This is a genomic window from Thauera chlorobenzoica (genome assembly GCF_001922305.1).
Lineage (GTDB): Bacteria > Pseudomonadota > Gammaproteobacteria > Burkholderiales > Rhodocyclaceae > Thauera > Thauera chlorobenzoica.
Genome location: NZ_CP018839.1, coordinates 1,588,075 through 1,609,541, shown reverse-complemented (window position 1 = coordinate 1,609,541; position 21,467 = coordinate 1,588,075). Strand labels below are relative to the sequence as shown.

The window sequence follows — 21,467 nt, the reverse complement described above, 5'->3', positions numbered from 1 at the left end:
TTTCTCCCGAATCAGTGGGCCAGGATGCCGGGCGCCCGGACCGGGCCCTTGCGCGGGAACAGGCGCTCCAGCCAGACCGCGAAGGCGGGCAGCGCGGTCATCGCCATTACCATGTTGACCATGAACATGAAGGCCAGCAGCTTGCCCATGTCGGCCTGGAACTTGAGCTCGGAGAACATCCACGTGGCCACCCCCACGGCGAGGGTGATCGCGGTGAAGATGGTCGCGGTGCCGACCTCGAGGATCGAGTGTTCGAGCGCCTTGACGATGTGCTCGCCGCGGGCAAGGTGCAGCTGCAGCCGGTTGTAGATGTAGTAGGCGTAATCGACGCCGATCCCGACCGCCAGCACCATCACCGGCAGGGTCGCCACGGTGAGCCCGATCTCGAGTTCCTTCATGAACCAGTAGCCGATGAAGGTACCCACGGTGAGCGGCAGGCAGCACGCGATCACGGCGCGGAAGTCGCGGTACATCAGCGCCACCAGGATCATGATCGCGGCGTACACATAGAGCATCATCGGCAGCTCGGACTTGTGCACTTCCTCGTTGACCGCGGCCTGCACGCCGGCATTGCCCGAAGCGAGGCGGATGCGCACCTCGCGCTCCTGGTCGCGCGCGCGGAACGCCTTCACCTCCTCGATCACGCGGTTGATCGTGGTCGCCTTGTGGTCGGTCAGGAACAGGTGCACCGCGGTCATGCTGCAGTCCTTGTTCATGAAGCCGCGCACGCGGCCGATCTCGGTCGCCAGCGCAGCGTAGTTGCCGGCGTCGATCGGCACCACCGACATCTTCGGGTTGCCCTCGTTATAGCCCTCGTTGTAGGTGCGCAGCTGGCCGGAGAAGGACAGCGCCGACAGCACCCCGGGAACGTACTGCATCGCGGCGACGAAGCGGTCCTGGTAGTGGCCGACCTCGACGTTGTCGCAGGCGTCGGGCGGTGCCTCGAAGATCACCGTCAGCCAGTCGAGGCCGGTGTCGTAGTTGGTCGCGATCGACACCGCGTCGCGGTTGAAGCGCGCCTCGGCGCGCAGTTCGGGCGCGCCCGGCTGCACCGAGCCGATGACGCGGTCGTGGCTCTGCCACACCGCCACCACGAACACCACCAGGGTCAGCGCGATCACGATCGCGGCGTTGCGCGGCTCGGCCACGCGCGCCAGCGTGCGCAGCCAGACCGAGCGCTGCTCGCGCTTGAGCACCGCCTTGTCGGCGTATTCCTTGGTGAAGGTGAACAGCGACGCCGCCAGCGGCAGCATCACCAGGTTGGTGATGATCTTGTAGCCGACACCGAGCGAGGCGGTGATCGCCAGCTCGCGCACCATCGGGATCGGGATCAGATACAGCGTGATGAAGGACACGAAGGCGGTCACCAGCGCCAGGGTGCCCGGAATCAGCAGCCCGGTGAAGCTGGCGCGGGCGGCCTCCTCGGTGGATTTGCCGTGGGACAGTTCGCGCACGATGAAGTTGATCTGCTGCACGCCGTGCGAGACCCCGATCGCGAACACCAGGAAGGGCACCAGCACCGCGAGCGGATCGAGGCCGTAGCCGAGCAGCTTCAGGGTGCCGAACTGCCACACCAGCGACGTCAGCGAGCACACGATCGGCAACAGGGTGAAGCGCACCGAGTGACAGTACCAATACACCGCGATCGCGGTCAGCACCAGGGCGATGAGGCAGAACTCGAGCACCGCCGAGGCGCCGTCGGCGATGTCGCCGATCTGCTTGGCGAAGCCGATGATCTGGATCTCGAACTGGGCGTCCTCGAACTTCGCCCGCAACTCCTCGAGCAGGTGGTTGTAGGCGACGTAATCGAGCGCCTGGCCGTCGCGGTCGGTTTCGTGCAGTTCGGCGACGATCATCGCGCTGCTCTGGTCGCGCGACACCAGGGTGCCGACGAAGCCGCCCTGGCTGGCCGCGCGCTGGATGCCGGCGATGACCTCGGCGTCGAGATCGCGCGGCGTGATGGTGCCGGAGATCAGCGGATCGGCGCGAAAGCCTTCCTCGGTGATCTCGTTGACGAAGGAGTTCGGCGTCCATAGCGACTGCACGCCGAGGCGATCGATGTTGGGCAGGAAACTGACCGCCTGGGTCACCTCGTACAGGCGCTCGAGCCCGGCCGGCGTCCAAATGCTGCCCTCGCGCGCCTTGACCACGATGTTGAGGCGGTTGGCGCCGAGCACATCGTCACGGTACTGGTTGAAGGTCTGGATGTATTCGTGGCCGATCGGCATCTGCTTCTCGAAGCCGGCATCCATGCGCAGCTGGAGGGCGAAATAGCCCATCAGCGCGGTAAACAGCGCGAGCAGGACGAGAATGGCGTGGCGAAAGCGGAAGCACAGATCTTCCAGCCAGCGCAGGTACTTGGTGAGGAAGCTGTCAACGTCGCTGACGCTGAAAGGATTGAGCATGGTCGGACGTACCGGTCGGGGATGAGGCCAATGGAGGCGCGGCCTGCCGGGGGCGGCTCATGCCGCCCCCGCGGCAGGGATCAGAAGTTGCGCGAGATGAAGCCGCCGACGAAGTCGCGGTCCTTGTAGGGCGCACTGAACGAGTGGTCGCCGCCCCAGAAGGTCGTGTAGTTGATACCGGCCTGCCAGGTCATCGGGTTGCGGTTGAACAGCACGTAGAAGTTGGCCGACTTCGCCCCTTCCATCCAGTTCGCCATGAAGTTCGGCGTGTTGCCGTTCACCGCATGGGAGAAGAACACGCCCGGGATCACCTGCCAGCCAGGAATGATCGTGCTGTCATAGACCAGGCTGAAATCGAACATGTAGCCCCACGACAGCTTGTCACCCACGCCTTCGGGCGCGGTCCATGCCCCGGAGGCCGGCAGCTGCTGGTAGGCGATGCCGTTCTGGCTGCGGGTGAACACCTTGTTCTTGTTCACCCCCGGATAGGCGATCGCAACCGCTTCGCCGAGGAAGGTGGCGGTCTGCGCGCCGACCAGATCGAGGAACCAGCCGTGGTCGCCCGGCGTCAGGCTGAGGATGCCGGTGAGATGGAGCTGGTAGCGCTCCTTGTCGATCGAGCTGTTGCACTCGACGCCGTACTCGAGACCGTCGCCGCTGCCGTCCATGTTCATGCACACCCCGAGCGACACCGCGTCATCGGGCCGGTACGACAGCTCGGCACCGACCGCCCAGTTGCCGATCGACGTGTTGGCGCTGATCCCGTACAGCTCGCGGTCCTCCTCGAAGTACATCCGCGTGCCGGTCACGTCGCGGTTCCAGTACTGGACGTTGGGGGTCTTGTCGTGGAAGCGCTGGTAGTAGAAGCCGAGATCGACGTCGACGCCTTCCGGGCGGTACTTCAGCGAGACCCCGAACTGGCCCGAATTGCCCGGCTCGTCGTCGCTGAGCACCGGGAAGGCGGTGCCGTCGGCGATCATTTCGGCGCGCTTGGCCGCCAGCGTCGAGCGTGTCACCCGCCCGCCTTCGGCGAGGATCTGGCTGGCCGGGTCGGGAGCGAAGTAGAGGAAATCGTCACGCCCCTTGTCGAAGGTATCGCTCTGCGCGAAGTAGGTGCCCGAGGGCGGGAAGCTGTAAGGCTTCCACTGGAACTGGTAGTAAGCCTCGAGGTTCACGCCCTTGCCCAGGCCGGCGGCGAAGCTGATCGCCGGCGACGGCAGGAAAGCCTCCTTCAGCTGCACTCCCGGCGAAGACAGGCGCTGCAGGTCCATCGCGACGTTGGAGTTGATGCCGCCGATCATGAACAGGCTCTCGCCCCAGCTCACCACCTGGTTGCCGAAGCGCACCCGGCCGCGGCGCTCGCCGATGTCGAATTCCTTGCTCACCCACAGGTCGTAGAGGCGGGCGTACTGCCCCACCGCACGCTTCGCCTCGCCGTCGAGCGGGGTGCGCGCGGTCTCGTCGGCGGCAAAATCGTACAGCCAGCCGACCCGGCCCATGAACTTCCACTCATTGGGGAAGCTCAGCAGCAGCTCGTGCGAGCCCTTCAGGTGGGCGGTAAACAGATCGCCCTTGTCGTAGTTCAGGTTGCCGTCGTCGCCATTGCCCCACACCGCGGTATTGGCGCGATCCCCGCAGGAGGTCGAGACGTCGCCGTGGTGGCTGCAGCTCTGGTCTTCGACGCGCTGGCCGAAGCCCAGGGTAAGGGTGGAATCGAGCGAACCGCGAACCGCGCCGCTCTCGAACTGGAAGGCATGGGCCGCGGGGGCGCAGACACCGGCGACGGCCAGTCCCAGCACCAGTTTTTTCAACTGTGTCGTCATGATCGTTCTCCGCAGAGCTGCCCGCCGGGCCGGATGCCGGCCGCGGCGCGAAAGCTCGGGTGAGGTTCAGGAAGGAAAGGGACGGCGCCTCAGCGGTCGCTGATCGCGCGCAGGTTGTCGGGGGTGTAGAACGCGTCCTTGAACTTCGGATCGTCGGCTTCGACCGACCACGACATGTCCTTGCCGGCGCCCATCCCCGACTGGTCGAACAGCACCCGCCCGGAGTTGAGGTCGTACTGGACGAAGGCCGGGTTGTCGCAGGAGCCGGTCTCGGCGACCGGGATCACGAAGCTCTCGCGCATCTTCCACAGCTTGCCCTGGGCATCGTAGTCCTCGGCGGCCATCAGCGACCACGAGTCCTCGTCGAAGTAGAAGCGGCGCTTCGGTGCGACGTGGCGCACGCCGTCCTTCACCGTCGCCTCCACCACCCACACCCGGTGCAGCTCGTAGCGCGTCGCCTTCGGATCGACGCCGTCGGACGTGACCACCTTGCGGCGATCGACGTTGGGGTCGTACATGCCGAAGCCGTTGTAGCCGATGTACATCTCCTTCTTGCCCACCAGCTTCCAGTCGAAGCGGTCGGGGGTGCCGTTGAACACGCGCGGTTCATCGAGCGTGTACTGGTTCTCGAAGCCGACCTGCGGCGCGTCGTAGGAGTAGCTCGGCATCCGGCGCACGCGACGCTGGCCGGGGAAATAGTAGAAAACGTCGCTGGTCTTGTTGAGGTAGGAGCTCACGATCAGCGCCTGTCCGGCGAGCGCGGTCGGCGAGGTGTAGTTGAAGTAGGTGTGGTACTCCACCGGCGGCAGCTCGCTCAGCTTGTGCGAGCCCTTCTTGCCCCAGGGATAGTAATAGGCCTGGGTGGAGCCGGCCTCGATCCAGTCGCCGCCGCTGCTGCGCGGCGAGAGCATGATCCACAGCGCCTTCATGTCGAGCCCCACGCCGGCGTACTTCATCTTGGCGTTCCACAGCACTTCGATGCCGCTCTTGGGCAGCGGGAAGGGGACGCCGGGCACGGTCGCTTCGGCCAGACTCCAGCCGTCGGCGCCGATCTTTGCGCTGCCGACGTTGGCCTTGGTGTTGGCCTGGACGAAATCGGGCGACGAGCAGTAGCGCCGGCTCGGGTAGACCTCCAGCTTGTAGTTCTTGAACGCCTTCATCACCGCGATCTGGCCTTCGCTGAGCTTGTCGGCGTACTTGTCGGCGTTCGAGGCGTCGATCGTGAACAGCGGCTTGTCGTCCTTGTACTTGAAGAAGTCGCCCCGCGGCTGGCCGTAGGTCCAGCCTGGCTTCAGCGCGCCGCCCTCGTCCCACGCCGGAATGCTGCCGTCGCTGTTGGCCGCGCGTTCGCCACCGAGCGGGGTGAGCTCCTTGCCCAGGCTGGCGGCATCGGCAGCCATGGCGGCAGGCCCGGCCAGCAATGCGCAGGCGAGCGCAGTCAGCTTGAAGAACTTCATGGATGTCTCCTCTTCTCTTTGATTTTGTTCGGACGAGAGCCCGCATGCTGCCGGCACCCTCCCCGCCCGTCGGTCGATGAACGTCGCCCTCTTCGTCCTCTTCGCCAGCCTCGCGGACCGGTGAATGCCGCTAGACTAGACCCGCGGTGTAAACCGCCTTTTGGTGAAATGTGCCGATTTGTGCGCAGTTGTAGCGGACGCGATACAGCCCGCCAACACCGGTCGCGCAGCGGCACTGCCGCTGCGCGACCGCCGCCTTACATCCGCCCCATCAGGTAGGTTTCCGCAACCACCCGCCAGCCCTGCACCTTGCGCGCCCAGACGAACAACGCCCGCACCTGATAGCGGGGTGCGGAGGCGTCGTCCGGCGCGCAGTCGTAGGTCACGAACGAATACCCCAGCGCACCGGACTGTCCGCGCGCCGGGTCGGGGGTCAAGGTGCAGCTGCGCGTGGTCCTGACGATCTCGGCGATCACCGGCATCAGCGCCGCGCGCCCGCGGACCGCCGCCGGGCTGCCTTCGCCGGTCAGCACGATGTCGTCGTCGTAGAGTTCGCGGAACCAGCGCGCACCGTCGCGCGCCTCGATCGCCGCTTCGACCGCGCGATAGCGCTCTGCGAGCGCGGCATCGAAATCAGCGGCATCGTCGGCGATCGCCGCGCTCGACAGTGCGCAGGCGGCAAGCGAGGCGGATAGGGTAGGGAATTTCATGAGGTCCTCCGGGCCGGAAACGGCCGTTGATCGGGAAAAATCGGCTTTGCCCGGGCGCCTCAGCGCCGGGCCTTGAGGTAATCGATCACCGCCTGGCGCGCCACGGGATCCTTCAGCCCGGCATAGGCCATCTTGGTGCCCGGCGCGTAGGCCTGCGGATCTTCCAGCCACTGGTGCAGTTCGGCTTCGGTCCAGCGCCCTGGGCGTTTTTTCAGTGCGCGCGAAAAGACGAAGCCGGGGGCGGCGGCGATATCGCCGCCGAACACGCCGTAGAGGTTGGGCCCGACTCCGTGCGCCCCGCCCGCACTCACCGCGTGGCAGGGCGCGCACTGCACGAACGCGGCCCCCTCGCCTGTCGTCCCCTCGCCCGCCGCCTGCACGGCGGCCGCCAGCCCGCAAAGGACCACCGCCGCCGCGCGGCGGCAGATCGTCGTCGTCATCGCCATCACGCGCTCCTGCCCCGGCCCTCGCGGCGCAGCTCGGCGGCCACCGCCTGCCCGACCTGCAGGCCGGACTCGATCGCACCGTCGATAAAGCCGCGCCAGCCGGTGGCGATGTCGGCGCCGGCAAAGAACAGCCGCCCTTCGCGCGCACGCAGGTCGTCCAGGTAGGCGCCGAACTGCTTCGGCCGGTAGGTGCACCAGGTGCCCTGGGAATAGGGGTCGAGCCCCCAGTCGTAGCCCAGCACCTGCTCCACCGTCAGGTGGGGCAGGAACCTGCGGATGAACGGCTCGATCGCCTTCGGGTCGTTCAGGTCCACCTTGCCGCCGGCGGGCGGGCCGAAGGCCACCAGCACGCCGCCCTCCTCGCCGGCCTGCTCGGTGAACACCATCGTGAACAGCTCGGTCTCGGGGGCGAAGAAGAGCAGCGTCTCCAGCCGCCCCCTGACCTTCAGGTACAGCTTGTGCCCCTTGCCAGCATGGTGCTCTTTCGCCATCGCCTGCTTGGCGGCGCGCAGCGGCGGGGAGAACTCGATCATCCCCGTGGTGTTGACCGGCACGCTGAGGACGGCGTAGCGCGCGTCGATGCGCGCGTCCTCTTCGGTGACCAGCGTCACGCCGGTGGCCGACTGCTTGACTTCGGCAACCGCCGTCGCCAGCCGGGTCTCGAAGCCGCCGTCTTCCACCATGCGCTCGATCAGCGCCGCGGTGCCGTCCTTGAGCTTGTAGCGCGCACAGCTGTACACCAGCCGCGCCGCATCGCCATCGACCAGCGACCACCAGCGCAGCATTTCGGTATAGGCCGCGGTGTCGATGCGGCCGTGGCAGTTGGTCGCCATCATCGCGTTCATCAGGTCGCGCTGCGCCGGGCTCATCTCGATCTGTGCCATGCGGTCGGCGATCGACAGGTGGTCGAGGGCGCGCCCCGCGGCCGGCAAGCCGGGCACGAAGGGGCGGGCGAAGACCTTGCCGGTGTCGGCGTGGAAGCGCTTCAGCGCATCCTCGAGCAGGGCCCAGTTCTCCATCACCGGGATCTCCAGCACCTTGCCTGCCGACATCCACAGCACGCGGTCGGGATGGGCGACGCCGGGGGTTTCGGCGATCTCCATGCCGTAGCGCATCACTTCAGCCCACACATGGGGCTGCGTGTAATGGATCCAGGTCCCCCCGAGCTCGACCTTCTTGTCGCCGAAGCTGGAATAGAAGGTCCGCCCGCCGAGGCGGTTGCGCGCCTCGAGCAGCACCACCTTCGCTCCCCGCTGCGCCAGCTCGCGCGCCGCGGTGACCCCGGCAAAGCCGCCGCCGATGACGGCGACGTCGTAGCGGGCGTCCCCTGGCGCGCTCGCCACCGCATGTGCGGAAAGCGGCAGCGCGGTGGCTGCAGCAGTGGCTGCCGCGGTCTTGAAGAAGCGGCGGCGGGAAGGATCGGGCGTCCCGGCGGCACGCTCCGGCGGGGTCGCGGTGACGCCAGGAGCGGCGGAGTCGCCCGCCCCCCGGCTGTCCGGTGGTGGAATGTTCATGCTGGCTGTCTCCTCATTGACCGCCACGATCCAGCGCAGCGGCTTGTTTTCGAGCGATGCGGGTGCCCGAGGGCCGCCCGGGAGACAGTCTAGGGCGCGGCTGCGCCTGCCCGTTATCCACTTTCGGCAGGAATTCATGCTGCGCTGCACACCCTCCGCCGCCCGCCGGGAGGGGGCGCGAATCTTCGGCGGGCGCGGCCGGCAGCCGCGGAAATACACGGCGGCGGAGCGCGGGAAAGAGAGGCGCGGCGGCGGCCCCGGAGACGGCCGCGCGGTCTTCGACTCAGCGCCCGCAGCTGGTCGCCGCGCGGCGGCGGGTGGCGGAAGGCAGCTCGCCGAACAGGCCGCGGTAGTACGCAGAAAATCGCGGCAGGTGCCAGAACCCCCAGCGCGCGGCAATGTCGGCGATCGCGACCGCCGGATCGGCGGCGGTCGCGATCAGCTCGCGGCGGACACCGTTGAGGCGGACGCCGCGCACGAACTGCACGATGCCAAGGCCGGCAAGCTCGTCGAACGCGTACTGCAGGGTGCGCCGGGAGACCCCGAAATGACCACACAGGGCGCTCACCGAGGGCGGCTCGGCGGGATGGTCGAGCACGTATTCACGCGCCCCGCGCACCAGCCAACCCTTTACGCTCGGGTGCAAAGCCCATTTGCCCTGCCGCCCATCGGCCGCCAGCAGATCGACCGCCAGCGCCAGCACGCAGTCGCGCATCGCCTGGCGGCTGGCCTCGAAGCCGAGCAGCGCCGGCCGCTGTTCGAGGGCGTGGACAATCTCGAGCAGGGAACGCCGCAGCCGCCTGGCCGCAGGCGGCTGAACGCGCAGCTGCGGACGCTCGAAAAGCGCGCAGAGGCGCGCTCGATCCCCGCCCTCTCCGACCGCTTCGAGCAGCAGGGGCTCGGCGATGGTTGCGGACACGATGTCCATGCCGCCGCGGCAAAAGAGTTCGAAACCATGCCCGCCCGGCAGGCAGGTCACCGCATCACCGCCCAGCGGCATGCCGCAGTAGAGGCCGGCCTGCCCGGGCGGGACGAGGACGCCGATCGACACCATGCCAGCGCGGCTGGCGCCGCTGGTGAACACCGACTGCGAGCCTTTTTCCCACAGGATCTCGATCCCGGGGTCGATCCAGCGCTCGCGGACCCGGCCTTCGAACACGCCCGGCGTCATCTGCTCATAGACCGCCGACCAGGCCGTCAACTCCCGGCCCAGCTCGGCCACGTCCCGGATCGGCACGCTGTGCCCGGCATTCATCCGACCGCCCCCATCCGCCCCGGACAGGAAGGCACCACGCTTACTTGCTGTACTGCTTCACCAGGCTGCGCGCGGTATCGAGCATCTCCTGGCCGGGCAGGCCCTTGGCGCTCATTTCCTTCGCCCAGTCGTCGGCGAGGCGTTCGCCGAGCGCCAGCCATTCGGTCGCGGTGTCGGCGGGGATGGTGTTGAAGCGGTTGCCCCGCTCGACCGCCTGCTGGCGCGCGGCGGCGGCCGAGTCGTCCCAGGCCTTGCCGATCGCGGCGGAGAAATCGGCCCCGGAGTTGGCGTCGATCACTTTTTTCAGGTCGTCGGGCAGGCTCGCGTACGTGGCCTTGTTCATCGCGATGATGAACGACGTGGTGTACAGCGCCGGCAGGGCCGGGTCCATTTCGGAGTGGAACCTGGTCAGTTCGTGCAGCTTCAGGGTCGGGATCACCTCCCACGGCAGCACGTAGCCGTCGACCACCCCCTTCGACACCGCTTCCGGCGTCTGCGGCGCCGGCATCGCCACCGGCGTCGCCCCCAGTTCGGCGAGCATGCGGTTGGTGAGGCGGGTCGGCGCGCGCATCTTCAGCCCGCGGAAGTCGGCCGGCTTTTCGATCGGGCGCTTGTTGTTGTGGATCTGGCCGGCGTCATGCACATGGAAGGCCAGCGGCTTGACCGCGGCGAACTCCTTCGCGCCGAAGCGCTGCGCATATTCCCACGCCGCCCGGCTCGCGCTCTCGGCATCGCGGATCAGGAAGGGCAGGTCGAACACCTCCATCGACGGGAAGCGCCCCCCGGTATAGCCGGGCAGCGTCCATGCGATGTCGGCCACGCCATCGGCGACCTGCTGGTAGAGCTGGCCGGGCGTGCCGCCGAGCTGGGTGCCGGGGAAGATCTGACACTTCAGGCGGTTGCCCGACTCCGCGGCGATCTTGTCGCACCACGGCTCGAGCACCTTTTTCTGGCTCATCGCCGTCGCCGGCCAGAAATGGCCGACCTTCAGGGTGATGGTTTCCTCGGCCTGGGCCGCGGCGGAGCCGAACAGCATCGCCGTGGCGGCCAGGAAAGAGCTCAGGGTATGCCTGTTCATGGGGGATTTCCTCGAAGTGACAAGATAGGTGAACAAACGCCGGAATCGAGCGCGAACGCCTGCCGGCAGCCTTTGTCAGGCTGCCGGCAGGCGTGTGGAGTCGGGCCGGGCGACGCGCTCAGGCTTTCAGCGCGGCAACGCGGTTCTCGATCGTACCAAAAATGCTCTTCCCTGCCGCATCGAACATCTCGATGCGCACGGTATCGCCGTCGCCCATGAACGGGGTCGCCGGCTTGCCCTGCTCGATGGTCTCGTAGGTGCGCAGCTCCGCCAGGCAGCAGTAGCCGACACCGCCGTGCTCGATCGACGAGCCCCACAGGTCGCCCTGCTTGTTCGACACCGTCCCCGAGCCGATGATCGAGCCGGCCTCGAGCGCGCGCGTCTTCGCCACGTGGGCGACCAGCCGACCGAAGTCGAAGCTCATGTCCACACCGGCGTTCGGCTTGCCGAACAGCTTGTCGTTCAGATGCACCACCAGCGGCAGGTGCACCTTGGCGTCCTTCCACGCCGCGCCGAGCTCGTCGGGCGTCACCGCCACCGGACTGAAGGCCGAAGCGGGCTTGCTCTGGAAGAAGCCGAAGCCCTTCGCGAGCTCATTCGGGATCAGGTTGCGCAGCGATACGTCGTTCACCAGCATCACCAGCCGGATCGCCTGCGCCGCCTCTTCCGGGCTCGCCCCCAGCGCCACGTCGCCGGTGACCACGGTGACTTCGGCCTCGAAGTCGATCCCCCAGGCCTCGTCGGCCACCACCGCGTCGCGCGGGCCGATGAAGCTGTCCGAGCCGCCCTGGTACATCAGCGGGTCGGTGTAGAAGCTCGCCGGCACTTCGGCGTTGCGCGCGCGGCGCACCAGTTCGACGTGGTTGAGGTAGGCCGAGCCGTCGGCCCACTGATAGGCGCGCGGCAGGGGCGAGGCGCAGGCGGCCTGGTCGAAGGGCTGCGCGTCGACCGCGCCGCTGTTGACCGCCTCGTACACCTGGCGCAGCTGCGGCTCGCACACCGTCCAGTCGTCGAGCGTGGCCTGCAGCGTGCGCGCGATCGCCGGCACCGCACGGCAGCGGGTGAGGTCGCGGCTGACGACGACCAGGGTGCCGTCGCGGCCGCCGTGCTTGAGGGTGGCGAGTTTCACTGGAACATCTCCTTGTAGTGGCCGTCCGCATGATGAATCCTCTGGGCCGGCATGGTGGTCTCTCCCGTTCTCGTCGGGGACGCTTCAAACGCCTTCGCGGGCGATCCGCAGCGCCTCGCGCAGTACCGAAATATCGCCGATGTGGTTCGCCAGCAGCAGGATCAGGCGCGCGTTGACCATCGCGCTCTGCTCGTCGCCGAGGTCGCGGTGGGTTTCGATCAGCGCTTCGTAGAAATCGTCGCCGGGGGAAAACGCGCGGAAATAGCGCTTGCCGGGCTCGAACAGGTTGGGCTGGGTATTCAGGGCGTCCATTTCATTCTCCTTTACGCGTTGCAGGTGGCACGGGCGAGGGCGGCACGCACCTTCGCGGGGTCGAACGCGCGCCAGCGCGCGGCGACGTGCTGGTCGGGGCGGACCAGGTAGGCGGTGCCCGGCTGCAGGTCGTAGCGCTCGCGGACGCGGTCCTTGGCATCGATCAGGGTGCGCAGCCCGGCCGGCGCCGCGCCGCGCGCCGCGACCACGATCGGCTCGACCGGAATCGGGCCTTCGTTCAGGCCGTGCAGCGCGTCGACCGTGGCCGGGTCGAGGGCGGAGGCGTCGGCCACGTAATACAGCAGCTGGAAGCGGTTCCCCAGCGCCTGGAGCAGCCACGGCCGGCCGGCGTCTGCACCGTCGACCGGGGCATCGTCGAGCGGCGCGCCGGGCACCATGTCGCCGGCGAAGGGCTCACCGTCGGGCGTGTTCAGGGGCGACTCGGTGAGGAAGCTGGGCACCGACAGGCGGCCGGAATTGACCAGCGCGCGGGCGAACGCATGGTGCTCGGCGAGGCCCAGCACGGCATTGCGGAAGGTCTTGCTGACCGTGCTCTTGGGGGTGATGAAGTCGGTCGAGCGGGTCGAGTTCATGATGTTCTCGTCGGCGGCGAAGACGCGCTCCTCGCTGTAGCTGTCGAGCAGGGTCGCCGGTGCCTTGCCGTCCATCACCAGCTTGAGCTTCCACATCAGGTTGTCGGTGTCCTGGATGCCGGAGTTGGCGCCGCGCGCGCCGAAGGGCGAGACCTGGTGCGCGGCGTCGCCGACGAAGAGCACGCGGCCGTGGTTGAAGCGGTTCATGCGCCGGCACTGGAAGGTGTACACGCTGACCCACTCGAGCTCGAACTCGCGGTCCTCATTGCCGTTGCCGCCGAGCATCGCCTTGATCCGCGGGATCACGTTCTCGGGCTTCTTCTCCTCTTCCGGGTCGGCCTGCCAGCCGAGCTGGAAGTCGATCCGCCAGACATTGTCGGCCTGGCGGTGGAGCAGCACCGACTGGTTGGGGTGGAAGGGCGGGTCGAACCAGAACCAGCGCTCCGTCGGGTACTCCGCCTTCATCACCACGTCGGCGATCAGGAAGCGGTCGTAGAAGACCTTGCCTTCGATGTCCAGCCCCAGCATGTGGCGGATCGGGCTGCGCGCACCGTCGGCCACCACCAGCCAGTCGGTAGACAGCGTGTAGGCGCCGTCGGGAGTCTCGACCCGCAGCGTGGCCTGCTCCGCCGCCGGGGTCACGCCGATGACGTTGTTCTTGAAGCGGATTTCCAGGTTGGGCAGCTGGCGCGCACGCTTCACCAGGTAGTCTTCGAGGTAATACTGCTGCAGGTTGATCATCCCCGGGCGGTGATGATCGGGCTGCGGGCAGAGGTCGAAACTGAACACTTCCTCTTCACGGAAGAAAGTGCGGCCGACGTTCCACGACACCCCCTTGGCCACCATTTCATCGCCGCAGCCAAGCCGGTCGAGCACTTCGAGCGCGCGCTTGGCGTAACACACTCCGCGCGAGCCGATCGACACCGTGTCGTCGTTGTCGAGCAGCAGCACGCGCTGGCCCTGCTGGGCAAGGTCGATCGCCGCGGCCAGGCCCACCGGACCGGCGCCGACGATCACCACCGGGTAATGGCCGTCGCGCCCCTCGACGATCTCGGGGGGGCGGACGTAATCGAATTTCGGGTATTTGAACGTGCTCAGCACGAGGGTCTCCTCCAATTATTGATTCGCTCCGGCCGCTCATCCTCGCGTGCATCGGGCCGGAGTCCTGCACCACTCGAAGGCGCGGCGCGCTGCCGGGGCAGCGCTGGCCGCGGACCTTACTGCTGCAGCGCGTGCCACATCTGCTGGTCGCGCTCGGCGGTCCAGATGCGCGGATCGCGGATGCCGCCGGCTTCGTCATGGGCGCGGGTGACGTCGAACGGCAGGCAGTGCTCGTAGATGAAGACCTGGCCGAACTTCGGGTCCATGTTCTTGCGCGTGTGCGCCATCGTCGCCTTCAGGTCCATGCCCATCGCCACCGCTTCCTGCGCGCTGCGAAACAGCGTGGACACGAAATCGCGGGTGTAGGCCAGCCCGGCCCGGACCTTGTCCGGCGTCATCAGCGCCGGGCCGCGGCCGGGGACGAGCTTGGCGAAGTTCATCGCCGCCAGGCGGTCGAGCGTCTGCGGCCAGTCGGCGAGATAGGCGTCGCCGGTGTAGCAGGCGGCGTCGGCCTCGACCAGGTCGCCGGAAAAACAGATGTCCTGCGCCGGCAGATAGACGATGGTGTCGCCCTTGGTGTGGCCGCGGCCGAGCTGCTTGATCTTCACTTCGAGCTTGCCCAGCCACAGCGTCATCTCGCCCTGGAAGGTCATCGTCGGCCAGGTCAGCCCGGGCACGCTCTCGACCGCCTGGAACAGGCGCGGAAAGCGGCCGATCTCGGAGTCCATGTCCTGCTGGCCGCGCTCCTTGATGAGCTCGTAGGTGTCCTGGCTGGCGATGATCTGCTCGAGGCCTTCGTCCTTGTAGCCCGAGGCGCCGAGCACGCGCACCGCATGGTAGTGGGTGAGGACGACGTACTTGATCGGCAGGTCGGTGAGCTCGCGCACCTTGGCGATCACACCCTGCGCCGCCACCGGGGTGGCGGTGGCGTCGATGATCATCACGCCGTCGTCGCCGATGATGACCCCGGTGTTGGGGTCGCCCTCGGCGGTGTAGGCATAGGCGTTGTCCGAGAGTTTTTCCCAGCTGATCTGCTTTTCCTCGAGGTCGGCCTGGGAGGCGAATTGCTTGGTGTTCATGTTGGTCTCTCTGTTGTGGGTCGGGCGATGGACAGATCATAAGCACGAGTTCGCTTATGGTCAATACGTTCGATATTGTTAAATTCATCCGGACGAGCCATCATTGCCCCGGGCCGCCGCGCAGTGCGGACGGCTTCACGTTAATATCCGCGCGATTGGGAGAAGACGATGGCGGAAAGCAAGCACACCGGACCACAGGCAGACGACATGGCGGAGGCGCCGGGGACGGACGCGCCCGCGCTCGAACGCGCCGACCGTCGCGGCATCCAGTCGATCGAAGTGGGCGGCGCACTGCTCCAGGCGCTGGTACGCAACCCCCGGCCGATGATGCTGAAGGATCTCGCCCGCGAAGCCGGGATGCCGCCGGCGAAGGCCCACCCCTACCTGGTCAGCTTCGGCAAGCTCGGCCTGATCGAGCAGGACACCCACAGCGGACGCTACGCGCTGGGTCCGTTCGCGCTCCAGATCGGCCTCACCGCGCTGCACGCGCTCGATCCGCTGAAGGCGGCGATGCCCGAAGTGGCGAAGCTCGCCGACGACATCGAGCTCAACGTCGCGATCGCGGTGTGGGGCAACCTCGGCCCCACCATCGTGCACATCGAGGAGTGCCGCAAGCAGATCCACGTCAACATGCGCCCCGGAACGGTGATGACGCCGCTGCTGCTGTCGGCCACCGGGCGCGTGTTCGCCGCCTTTCTGCCCGAGCGCATCATCCGCCCGCTGGTGGAGGACGAGCTCGGCCGCTTCGCCGCCGCCGACCAGCCCGCCCTGCGCCTGTCCCGGCGCCACGCTGACGAAGTGCTCGGCGAAGTCCGCCGCCAGCGCCTGGCACGCGCGCTGGGCAATCCGATTCCCGGCATCAACGCCTTCTGCGCTCCGGTGTTCAATGCAACCGGCGGCCTCGCCCTGGCGATCACCGCGATGGGGCCGGCGGGCAGCTTCGACCCCGACTGGGACGGCGACACGGCGACCCGGGTCAAGGCCTGCGCCGAGGAAATCGGCCGCCGGCTGGGAAACTGCGGCACCCCGACCGCCACCCCGACCGGCGCCCCCTGAGCCCCGGGCGTACTCAGCCCTGCTTCACATAGGCGCCGCGGACCAGCTCGCACGCGGCCGCGGCCGGCACCGGGCGGCTGAGGTAGTAGCCCTGCACGACGTCGCACCGTGCGGTCTTCAGATGGACGATCTGCTCGAGCGTCTCGACCCCTTCGGCGACCACGCACAGGCCCAGCTTGTGCGCCAGGGCGACGATCGACTCCACGATCACCGCGTCGCTGGGGCGGTTGCGGATGTCGCACACGAAGGCGCGGTCGATCTTGATCGTCCCGATCGGCATCGAGCGGATGTAGTTCAGGTTGGAGAAGCCGCTGCCGAAGTCGTCGAGGGCGATCGACAGGCCGAGGCCTTCGAGCGCGGCCAGCACCCGGCCGGCCTGTTCGACCGATTCCACCAGCCCGGTTTCGGTGATCTCCGCCTCGAGCAGCCGGCCTTCGAGCGCGTGCGCCTCGAGCTCGTCCCGGATGAAGGCGCACAGGTGATCGTCCTCCAGCTGGCGGGCGGAAACGTTGAACGCGACCGGCACCAGCGTCAGCCCCTCGGCGCGCCAGGCGGCCTGTTGCCGGATGCAGGCACGCACGACCCACTTGCCCAGCTCGACGATCTGGCCGGTCTCCTCGGCAAGCGCGACGAAGTCCTTCGGGAAGATCAGCCCGTGCTCGGGATGTTGCCAGCGCACCAGCGCCTCCAGGCCGACGATGCGAAAATCCGACAGCCGCACCTTGGGCTGGAAGTGCAGCACCAGCTCTCCTTCGGCGATCGCCCGCGGCAGGCGCTGCTCGAGGCTGAACAGCCAGTCGCCGGCGCGGTTGAGGGAGTTGTCGTAAAAAGTGAAGCGGGCGCCGCCCGCGCGCTTGGATTCGTACATCGCCGCGTCGGCGTTGCGGCACAGGGTGCCGACATCGACGCCGTCGCGCGGGAAGACGGCGATCCCGATGCTGGTGCCCACTTGCAGGTCGTGACCGTCGAGGTCGGTGCAGGGCTGGCCGATCGCATCCACGAGCTTGGCGGCAAGCCGTTCGGCATCGGCGACATCCGAAAGCTCGGTCAGCAAGATGGCGAATTCATCTCCGCCCATGCGCGCGATCACGTCCGAGGCGCGCAGCGCCTTCCTCAGCCGCGCCGCGACCGCCTGCAGCAGCAGATCCCCGACGTGATGCCCGAGCGAGTCGTTGACGCCCTTGAAGCGGTCGAGGTCGAGATACAGCAGCGCATAGTGGCGCGCGTTCCAGCGCGCCTGCCGCAGGTGCTTCTGCCCCAGCTCGTTGAACACCCTGCGGTTGACCAGCCCGGTGAGGTGGTCGCAGGCCGCCGCCTCGACGGCACGTTTTTTCTCGCCCTCGAGCAGCACCATCTGCTCGCGCCCGCGCCGCGCCCCTTCGTCGAGCGCGTGCAAGCGCGCTTCCTCGCGGCGCAGGACGAGCGCCAGCCACAGCACCGCCACCAGCAGCGCCATGCTCAGCGCCGCAAGCAGCGGCGGCTCCGAAAGCGCCCGCGGCCGCGCCAGCGCCGCCGGAGCGGGCGGAGCCGTTGCCCCGGCTTCGCCGAGAAGCCCGGCGACATGCCCCGTCATCGCCAACGCGATTTCCCGCGAAGGGAGGGCCGCCGCAGCCTGCGCGGGGTCGACGCGTGCCAGCCGCTGTTCGCCGACCGACCACCCCGCCACTGCCACGATCGACAGCGCGATACCCAGCGTCAGCGCCAGCGGCAGCCGCCAAGTGCCATTGCCCACCCAGCCCAGGGCGCGTGCGACGAAACCGCGACCAACGCGAACCGATGCCATCGAGATCATCCCCGCAAAAAAAAGAAGCCCGGGGATGGTGGGCTCCGCATGTTGCAGGGACGTGTCGACCGCTGGAGCGGGGGCCGCGGGCGGCACCGGCCTCGCCGCCCGCCCCTTCCCGCACGCCCGTCAGGCCGTCCGGACGGGCAGCGCCTCAACCGCCGCGAGCAGGCAGTTGCGCAGGTGATGCAGCTGTTCCAGCCCGGCACGCGCCTCGTCGGCGCGACCGTCGGCATGCAGTGCCACGAGGGTATCGCCCAGGGTGTGGATGTCGCCATGCAGCGCACCGATCTCTGCGATCGCCGGCGCCCGGTCGCCGCTGCCGGGCTGCGCATCCAGCCATTTTCCGAAACGGCACTGGTGCGCGGCCAGGACCGGCGGCGTGTCATCGGCACCGGCCAGATAAGCCTCGATGCGCGCCACCCAGGCGCGATGCTCGACACACGCATACAGCCCCGACAGCGCCTCCGGAGGCAGGCGCAGCGTCCGCACCCAGGTCGGCGCCGGCCGCCAGCGAGACGCCCAGGGCAGGACGTCCTCGGCCGGCATCGGGCGGGCGATGGCATAGCCCTGCGCCAGTTCGCACCCCAGCTGCAGCAGCATCCGCCCGTGCGCTTCCGTTTCCACGCCCTCGGCCACGGCCTCGCGATGGAACGCGCCGGCTAACCCCATCACCCCCTCCAGGATGGCGAGATCGTCCGGATCGTCGAGCATGTCGCGGACGAAGCTCTGGTCGATTTTCAGCGTCCCGGCAGAGAGCTGCTTGAGGTAGGTCAGCGAGGAATAGCCGGTGCCGAAATCGTCGATCGCGAAGCGCACGCCGAGCCGGGCGCATTCGTCGATCACCCGGGAGACGTGCTCGATGTCCTCGAGCGCCGAGCTCTCGAGCACTTCGAGCTCCAGCGCACCGGCCGGCACCCCGGAGTGGGCCGCCAGCAGCGCGGTCAGTTCGTCGACGAAATCCACCTGCTGCAGATGATGGCCGGCAACATTGACGCTGACCGCGAGCAGCCGGCCGTGGGCCTGCCAGCGCTCGATCTGGGTCAGCGCAGTGTCGATCACCCAGCGCCCGAGCTCGACTTCGAGCGGATGCTGGACAAGGTGCGGCAGGAACGCTGCCGGCGGCAACAGGCCGTGCTCGGGGTGCTGCCAGCGGATCAGGGCTTCGGCACCGAGCACCACGCCGCTGCGCATATTGACCTTGGGCTGGTAATAGAGCACGAATTCACCGCGCTGAAGCCCCTCGCCGATGCGGTCGAGATGCCCATGGCGAATGCGCTGGCGGTCGTCCGCATCCAGATCGAAGGTGTGGTAGCGGTTCTTGCCGGCAAGCTTGGCCTGGTACATGGCCTGATCGGCCTGGCGCAGGAGCTGGTCGGGATCGACTTCCTCACGCTGGGGGTAGGACGTGGTGCCGATGCTGCCCGACACCCTCAGCATCCGGTGGTCGATCTCGACCGGCTCGGCAATGGCACCGAGCAGGCGCTGGAGCACGGCGTGGCCGCTTTCTCCCGGAAGCTGGTCGGTCAGCACCGCGGCGAACTCGTCGCCACCGAGGCGGGCGACCGTGTCCTGCTCGCGCACGCAGGCCTTCAGCCGGGTCGCGATCTCGCTCAGCACGCGGTCGCCGGTCTCGTGTCCGTAAGCGTCGTTGATCGCCTTGAAGCCGTCCAGATCGATATAGGCGAGCACCACCCGCGCGCTCGTCCGCCGCGCATGCGCCATCGCCTGATCGAGGCGGTCCGCGAGCAGGCTGCGGTTGGGAAGGCCGGTCAGCTCGTCGAAATACGCCAGGTGCTCCAGCCGGGCCTCGCTCTCCTTCTGCCGCGAGATGTCGGAAAACACCGCAACGTAGTGCTGAACCTGCCCATCGGTCCGGGTGACGGCCGAAATGGTCAGCAACTCGGGATACAGCTCCCCTGACTTGCGCCGGTTCCAGACCTCGCCTTCCCAGAACCTGTTCCCGTTCAGGTCGTGCCACATCGCGGCATAGAACGCTTGGTCGTGCAGCCCGGACTGGAGCATGCGCGGGTTCCTGCCGAGGACTTCGTCGCGCTCGTAACCAGTGATGCGGGTGAACGCATCATTGACATCGAGAATGTCGCCTTTCGCATCGGTGATGGTGATGCCCTCGCGTGCATGGCTGAACACGCTCGCCGCCAGTTCGAGGCGGGCTTCGGCCTGCTTGCGCTCGGTGACGTCCTGCAGCCTCGCCTGCACCATGGCACGGCCATCGAGTTCGGTGCGACTGAGGCGGATGTCCGCAGTGAACAACTGGCCGTCGACCCGCCGGTGCGTCCACTCGAACGAAGGCTTGCCGCCTTCGAAGGCCTGCGCAATGAACCGGTCCGCCTCGGACAGGGAACTTTCCCCGTTCGCCTGCAGGTCGGGCGACAGGCGCGCCGGGTGCGCCCCGATGAGTTCATCCCGGTCATGCGCGCCGAACATGCGGACGGCCGCCGGGTTGCAATCGATGATGATGCCGCTGTCGATGACGAGGATGGCTTCCCCGGTCGACTCGAACAGGGTCCGGTAACGGGCTTCCGAGTCGCGCAGCGCCACCGCCCGCTGGCGGACGCGCTGCTCGAGCAGCAGGTTGGCTTCGCTGAGCGCCTCCTCGGCCTGCTGCCAGCCCCGGCCGAAACGCAACGCCATGGCCAGTCCGAGCAGGCCGGTCAGCACCACCACCGCGGCGAACAGCCCGGCCGTGCTCCATACATGCGCCGCGATCTGGTCATAGACCTGCTGGTCGTGCTGGAACAGGAACAGCCGCCAGCCGCTCGCCAGCTCGGCGTCGAACGCCCCCCAGGCCGTCCGTTCGGCATCGACCAGGCGCATGAAGCGGACCGGCGCATGCCGTTCCAGATCCGCCGCATGCGCCACCCCGCCACCGAACGGCAGGAAGAGATCCGTCGCGTCCCGGCCCACCGCGACATTGAAGCGGGGATGGGCGGCCAGCGCCGGCAGCCGCCCCTGCGCCAGGCGCACCGGATCGCTATGGGCGATCGGCGTTCCCCGCCGATCGACCAGCACCGCCATTCCGAACGGATCGATCCGGTCGCGGGCGAGGTACCGGGACAAGCGCTCCAGGTGCATCACGCCGCCCAGGTGCAGGATGATCGTCCCCCGTGGGTCGCGTACGGGAAGATCGAACGCCACCGCCGGCACCCCGTCGGCGCCGATGAAGCTGTCGGAAATGGCGAGTTCGCCGGTGTTGCGGGCCTGCTGGAAATACGCCCGGTCGGCCAGGCTGTGCTGCTTCAGCCCGCGCTGTACGGAAAAAGGGTGGGCGAGGTAATGCTCGCCTTCGGGGGTGAGCACGAACAGCACCGAGAACGCACCCTGGGTGTAGAGCTGCTCGAGAATGCGCCGCTTGCCCGCATCGAGCCGCTCGGGCAGGCCGTTGATCGCCGGGTCGATGCGGGCGCGCTCGGCCAGATGGCCGAACGCTGGCGCGCTGGCGGCGAGGCGCAGCTGATCGACCGCGAAACCGATGTCCCGGTCCACCCCTGCGGCCAGCGTCGCCGCCAGGCTGCCGTGGTCCTCGCTCCAGCGCGCATAGGCCCAGTCATCGAGCAGGCCGCGCAAAACGAACAGCACCAGCACCAGCGAAAGCAGGACTGGAACACTGACAATCGCGATGATGTGCCATCGTCTCAGCGGCATTCAGGCCTCGTTCCTGTCGTTGACTGGAACCAGTCTACAAGATATGCCGGGGCCGCACGC

At 67.9% G+C, this 21,467-nt stretch carries 15 protein-coding genes; 1 reads left to right on the top strand and 14 read right to left on the bottom strand.

Going from position 1 to position 21,467, the window contains the following annotated elements:
- Nucleotides 1–11 precede the first annotated feature (11 nt).
- The 12 genes from Tchl_RS07480 to Tchl_RS07425 all read right to left on the bottom strand — a co-directional run bounded on the left by Tchl_RS07480 (nt 12) and on the right by Tchl_RS07425 (nt 14,902).
- Nucleotides 12–2,405: an efflux RND transporter permease subunit gene (locus Tchl_RS07480; protein WP_075147843.1), complete on the bottom strand. Its 2,394-nt coding sequence runs from the start codon at nt 2,403–2,405 to the stop codon at nt 12–14.
- A gap of 80 nt (nt 2,406–2,485) precedes the next feature.
- The gene (locus tag Tchl_RS07475) at nt 2,486–4,228 is read right to left on the bottom strand and encodes a DUF1302 domain-containing protein (RefSeq protein WP_075147842.1); all 1,743 of its coding nucleotides are present in this window, start codon (nt 4,226–4,228) and stop codon (nt 2,486–2,488) included.
- An 89-nt stretch (nt 4,229–4,317) separates the two neighbouring features.
- Nucleotides 4,318–5,685, bottom strand: coding sequence for a DUF1329 domain-containing protein (locus Tchl_RS07470; RefSeq protein WP_075147841.1), 1,368 nt, complete (start codon nt 5,683–5,685; stop codon nt 4,318–4,320).
- Nucleotides 5,686–5,942: 257 nt separating this feature from the next.
- Entirely contained in the window at nt 5,943–6,395 is a 453-nt protein-coding gene (locus Tchl_RS07465) for a Cif family virulence factor (RefSeq protein WP_146060809.1), read from the bottom strand.
- A gap of 59 nt (nt 6,396–6,454) precedes the next feature.
- Complete coding sequence (locus Tchl_RS07460) at nt 6,455–6,841, bottom strand: c-type cytochrome (protein ID WP_232311693.1); 387 nt, start codon at nt 6,839–6,841, stop codon at nt 6,455–6,457.
- Nucleotides 6,841–8,355: a flavin monoamine oxidase family protein gene (locus Tchl_RS07455; protein WP_083945180.1), complete on the bottom strand. Its 1,515-nt coding sequence runs from the start codon at nt 8,353–8,355 to the stop codon at nt 6,841–6,843. The genes Tchl_RS07460 and Tchl_RS07455 overlap by 1 nt, the downstream gene beginning before the upstream one ends.
- Before the next feature lie 283 nt (nt 8,356–8,638).
- Complete coding sequence (locus Tchl_RS07450) at nt 8,639–9,610, bottom strand: helix-turn-helix domain-containing protein (RefSeq protein ID WP_232311692.1); 972 nt, start codon at nt 9,608–9,610, stop codon at nt 8,639–8,641.
- A gap of 40 nt (nt 9,611–9,650) precedes the next feature.
- Nucleotides 9,651–10,688 carry a TRAP transporter substrate-binding protein gene (locus tag Tchl_RS07445; RefSeq protein WP_075147840.1) on the bottom strand — a complete coding sequence of 346 codons (1,038 nt, stop codon included), beginning with the start codon at nt 10,686–10,688 and terminating at the stop codon, nt 9,651–9,653.
- A 118-nt stretch (nt 10,689–10,806) separates the two neighbouring features.
- On the bottom strand, nt 10,807–11,817 hold the full coding sequence (locus Tchl_RS07440; protein WP_075147839.1) for a fumarylacetoacetate hydrolase family protein: 1,011 nt from the start codon (nt 11,815–11,817) through the stop codon (nt 10,807–10,809).
- Nucleotides 11,818–11,901: 84 nt separating this feature from the next.
- Nucleotides 11,902–12,129: a DUF2783 domain-containing protein gene (locus Tchl_RS07435; RefSeq protein ID WP_075147838.1), complete on the bottom strand. Its 228-nt coding sequence runs from the start codon at nt 12,127–12,129 to the stop codon at nt 11,902–11,904.
- Between the two features lie 11 nt (nt 12,130–12,140).
- Nucleotides 12,141–13,823 carry an FAD-dependent oxidoreductase gene (locus tag Tchl_RS07430; protein WP_075149634.1) on the bottom strand — a complete coding sequence of 561 codons (1,683 nt, stop codon included), beginning with the start codon at nt 13,821–13,823 and terminating at the stop codon, nt 12,141–12,143.
- 116 nt (nt 13,824–13,939) lie between these two features.
- Entirely contained in the window at nt 13,940–14,902 is a 963-nt protein-coding gene (locus Tchl_RS07425; protein WP_075147837.1) for an MBL fold metallo-hydrolase, read from the bottom strand.
- A 207-nt stretch (nt 14,903–15,109) separates the two neighbouring features.
- Here Tchl_RS07425 and Tchl_RS07420 point away from each other — a divergent pair, with 207 nt between their 5' ends.
- Nucleotides 15,110–15,958: an IclR family transcriptional regulator gene (locus tag Tchl_RS07420; protein WP_075147836.1), complete on the top strand. Its 849-nt coding sequence runs from the start codon at nt 15,110–15,112 to the stop codon at nt 15,956–15,958.
- A gap of 13 nt (nt 15,959–15,971) precedes the next feature.
- Here Tchl_RS07420 and Tchl_RS07415 read toward each other — a convergent pair whose 3' ends face one another.
- Together Tchl_RS07415 and Tchl_RS17575 are read right to left on the bottom strand one after the other, a co-directional pair.
- Nucleotides 15,972–17,741 (bottom strand): putative bifunctional diguanylate cyclase/phosphodiesterase, encoded by a 1,770-nt coding sequence (locus Tchl_RS07415; protein ID WP_232311691.1) that lies wholly within the window; start codon nt 17,739–17,741, stop codon nt 15,972–15,974.
- Between the two features lie 129 nt (nt 17,742–17,870).
- Nucleotides 17,871–21,407, bottom strand: a complete 3,537-nt coding sequence (locus Tchl_RS17575; protein WP_083945179.1) for an EAL domain-containing protein — start codon at nt 21,405–21,407, stop codon at nt 17,871–17,873.
- Nucleotides 21,408–21,467: the final 60 nt, after the last annotated feature.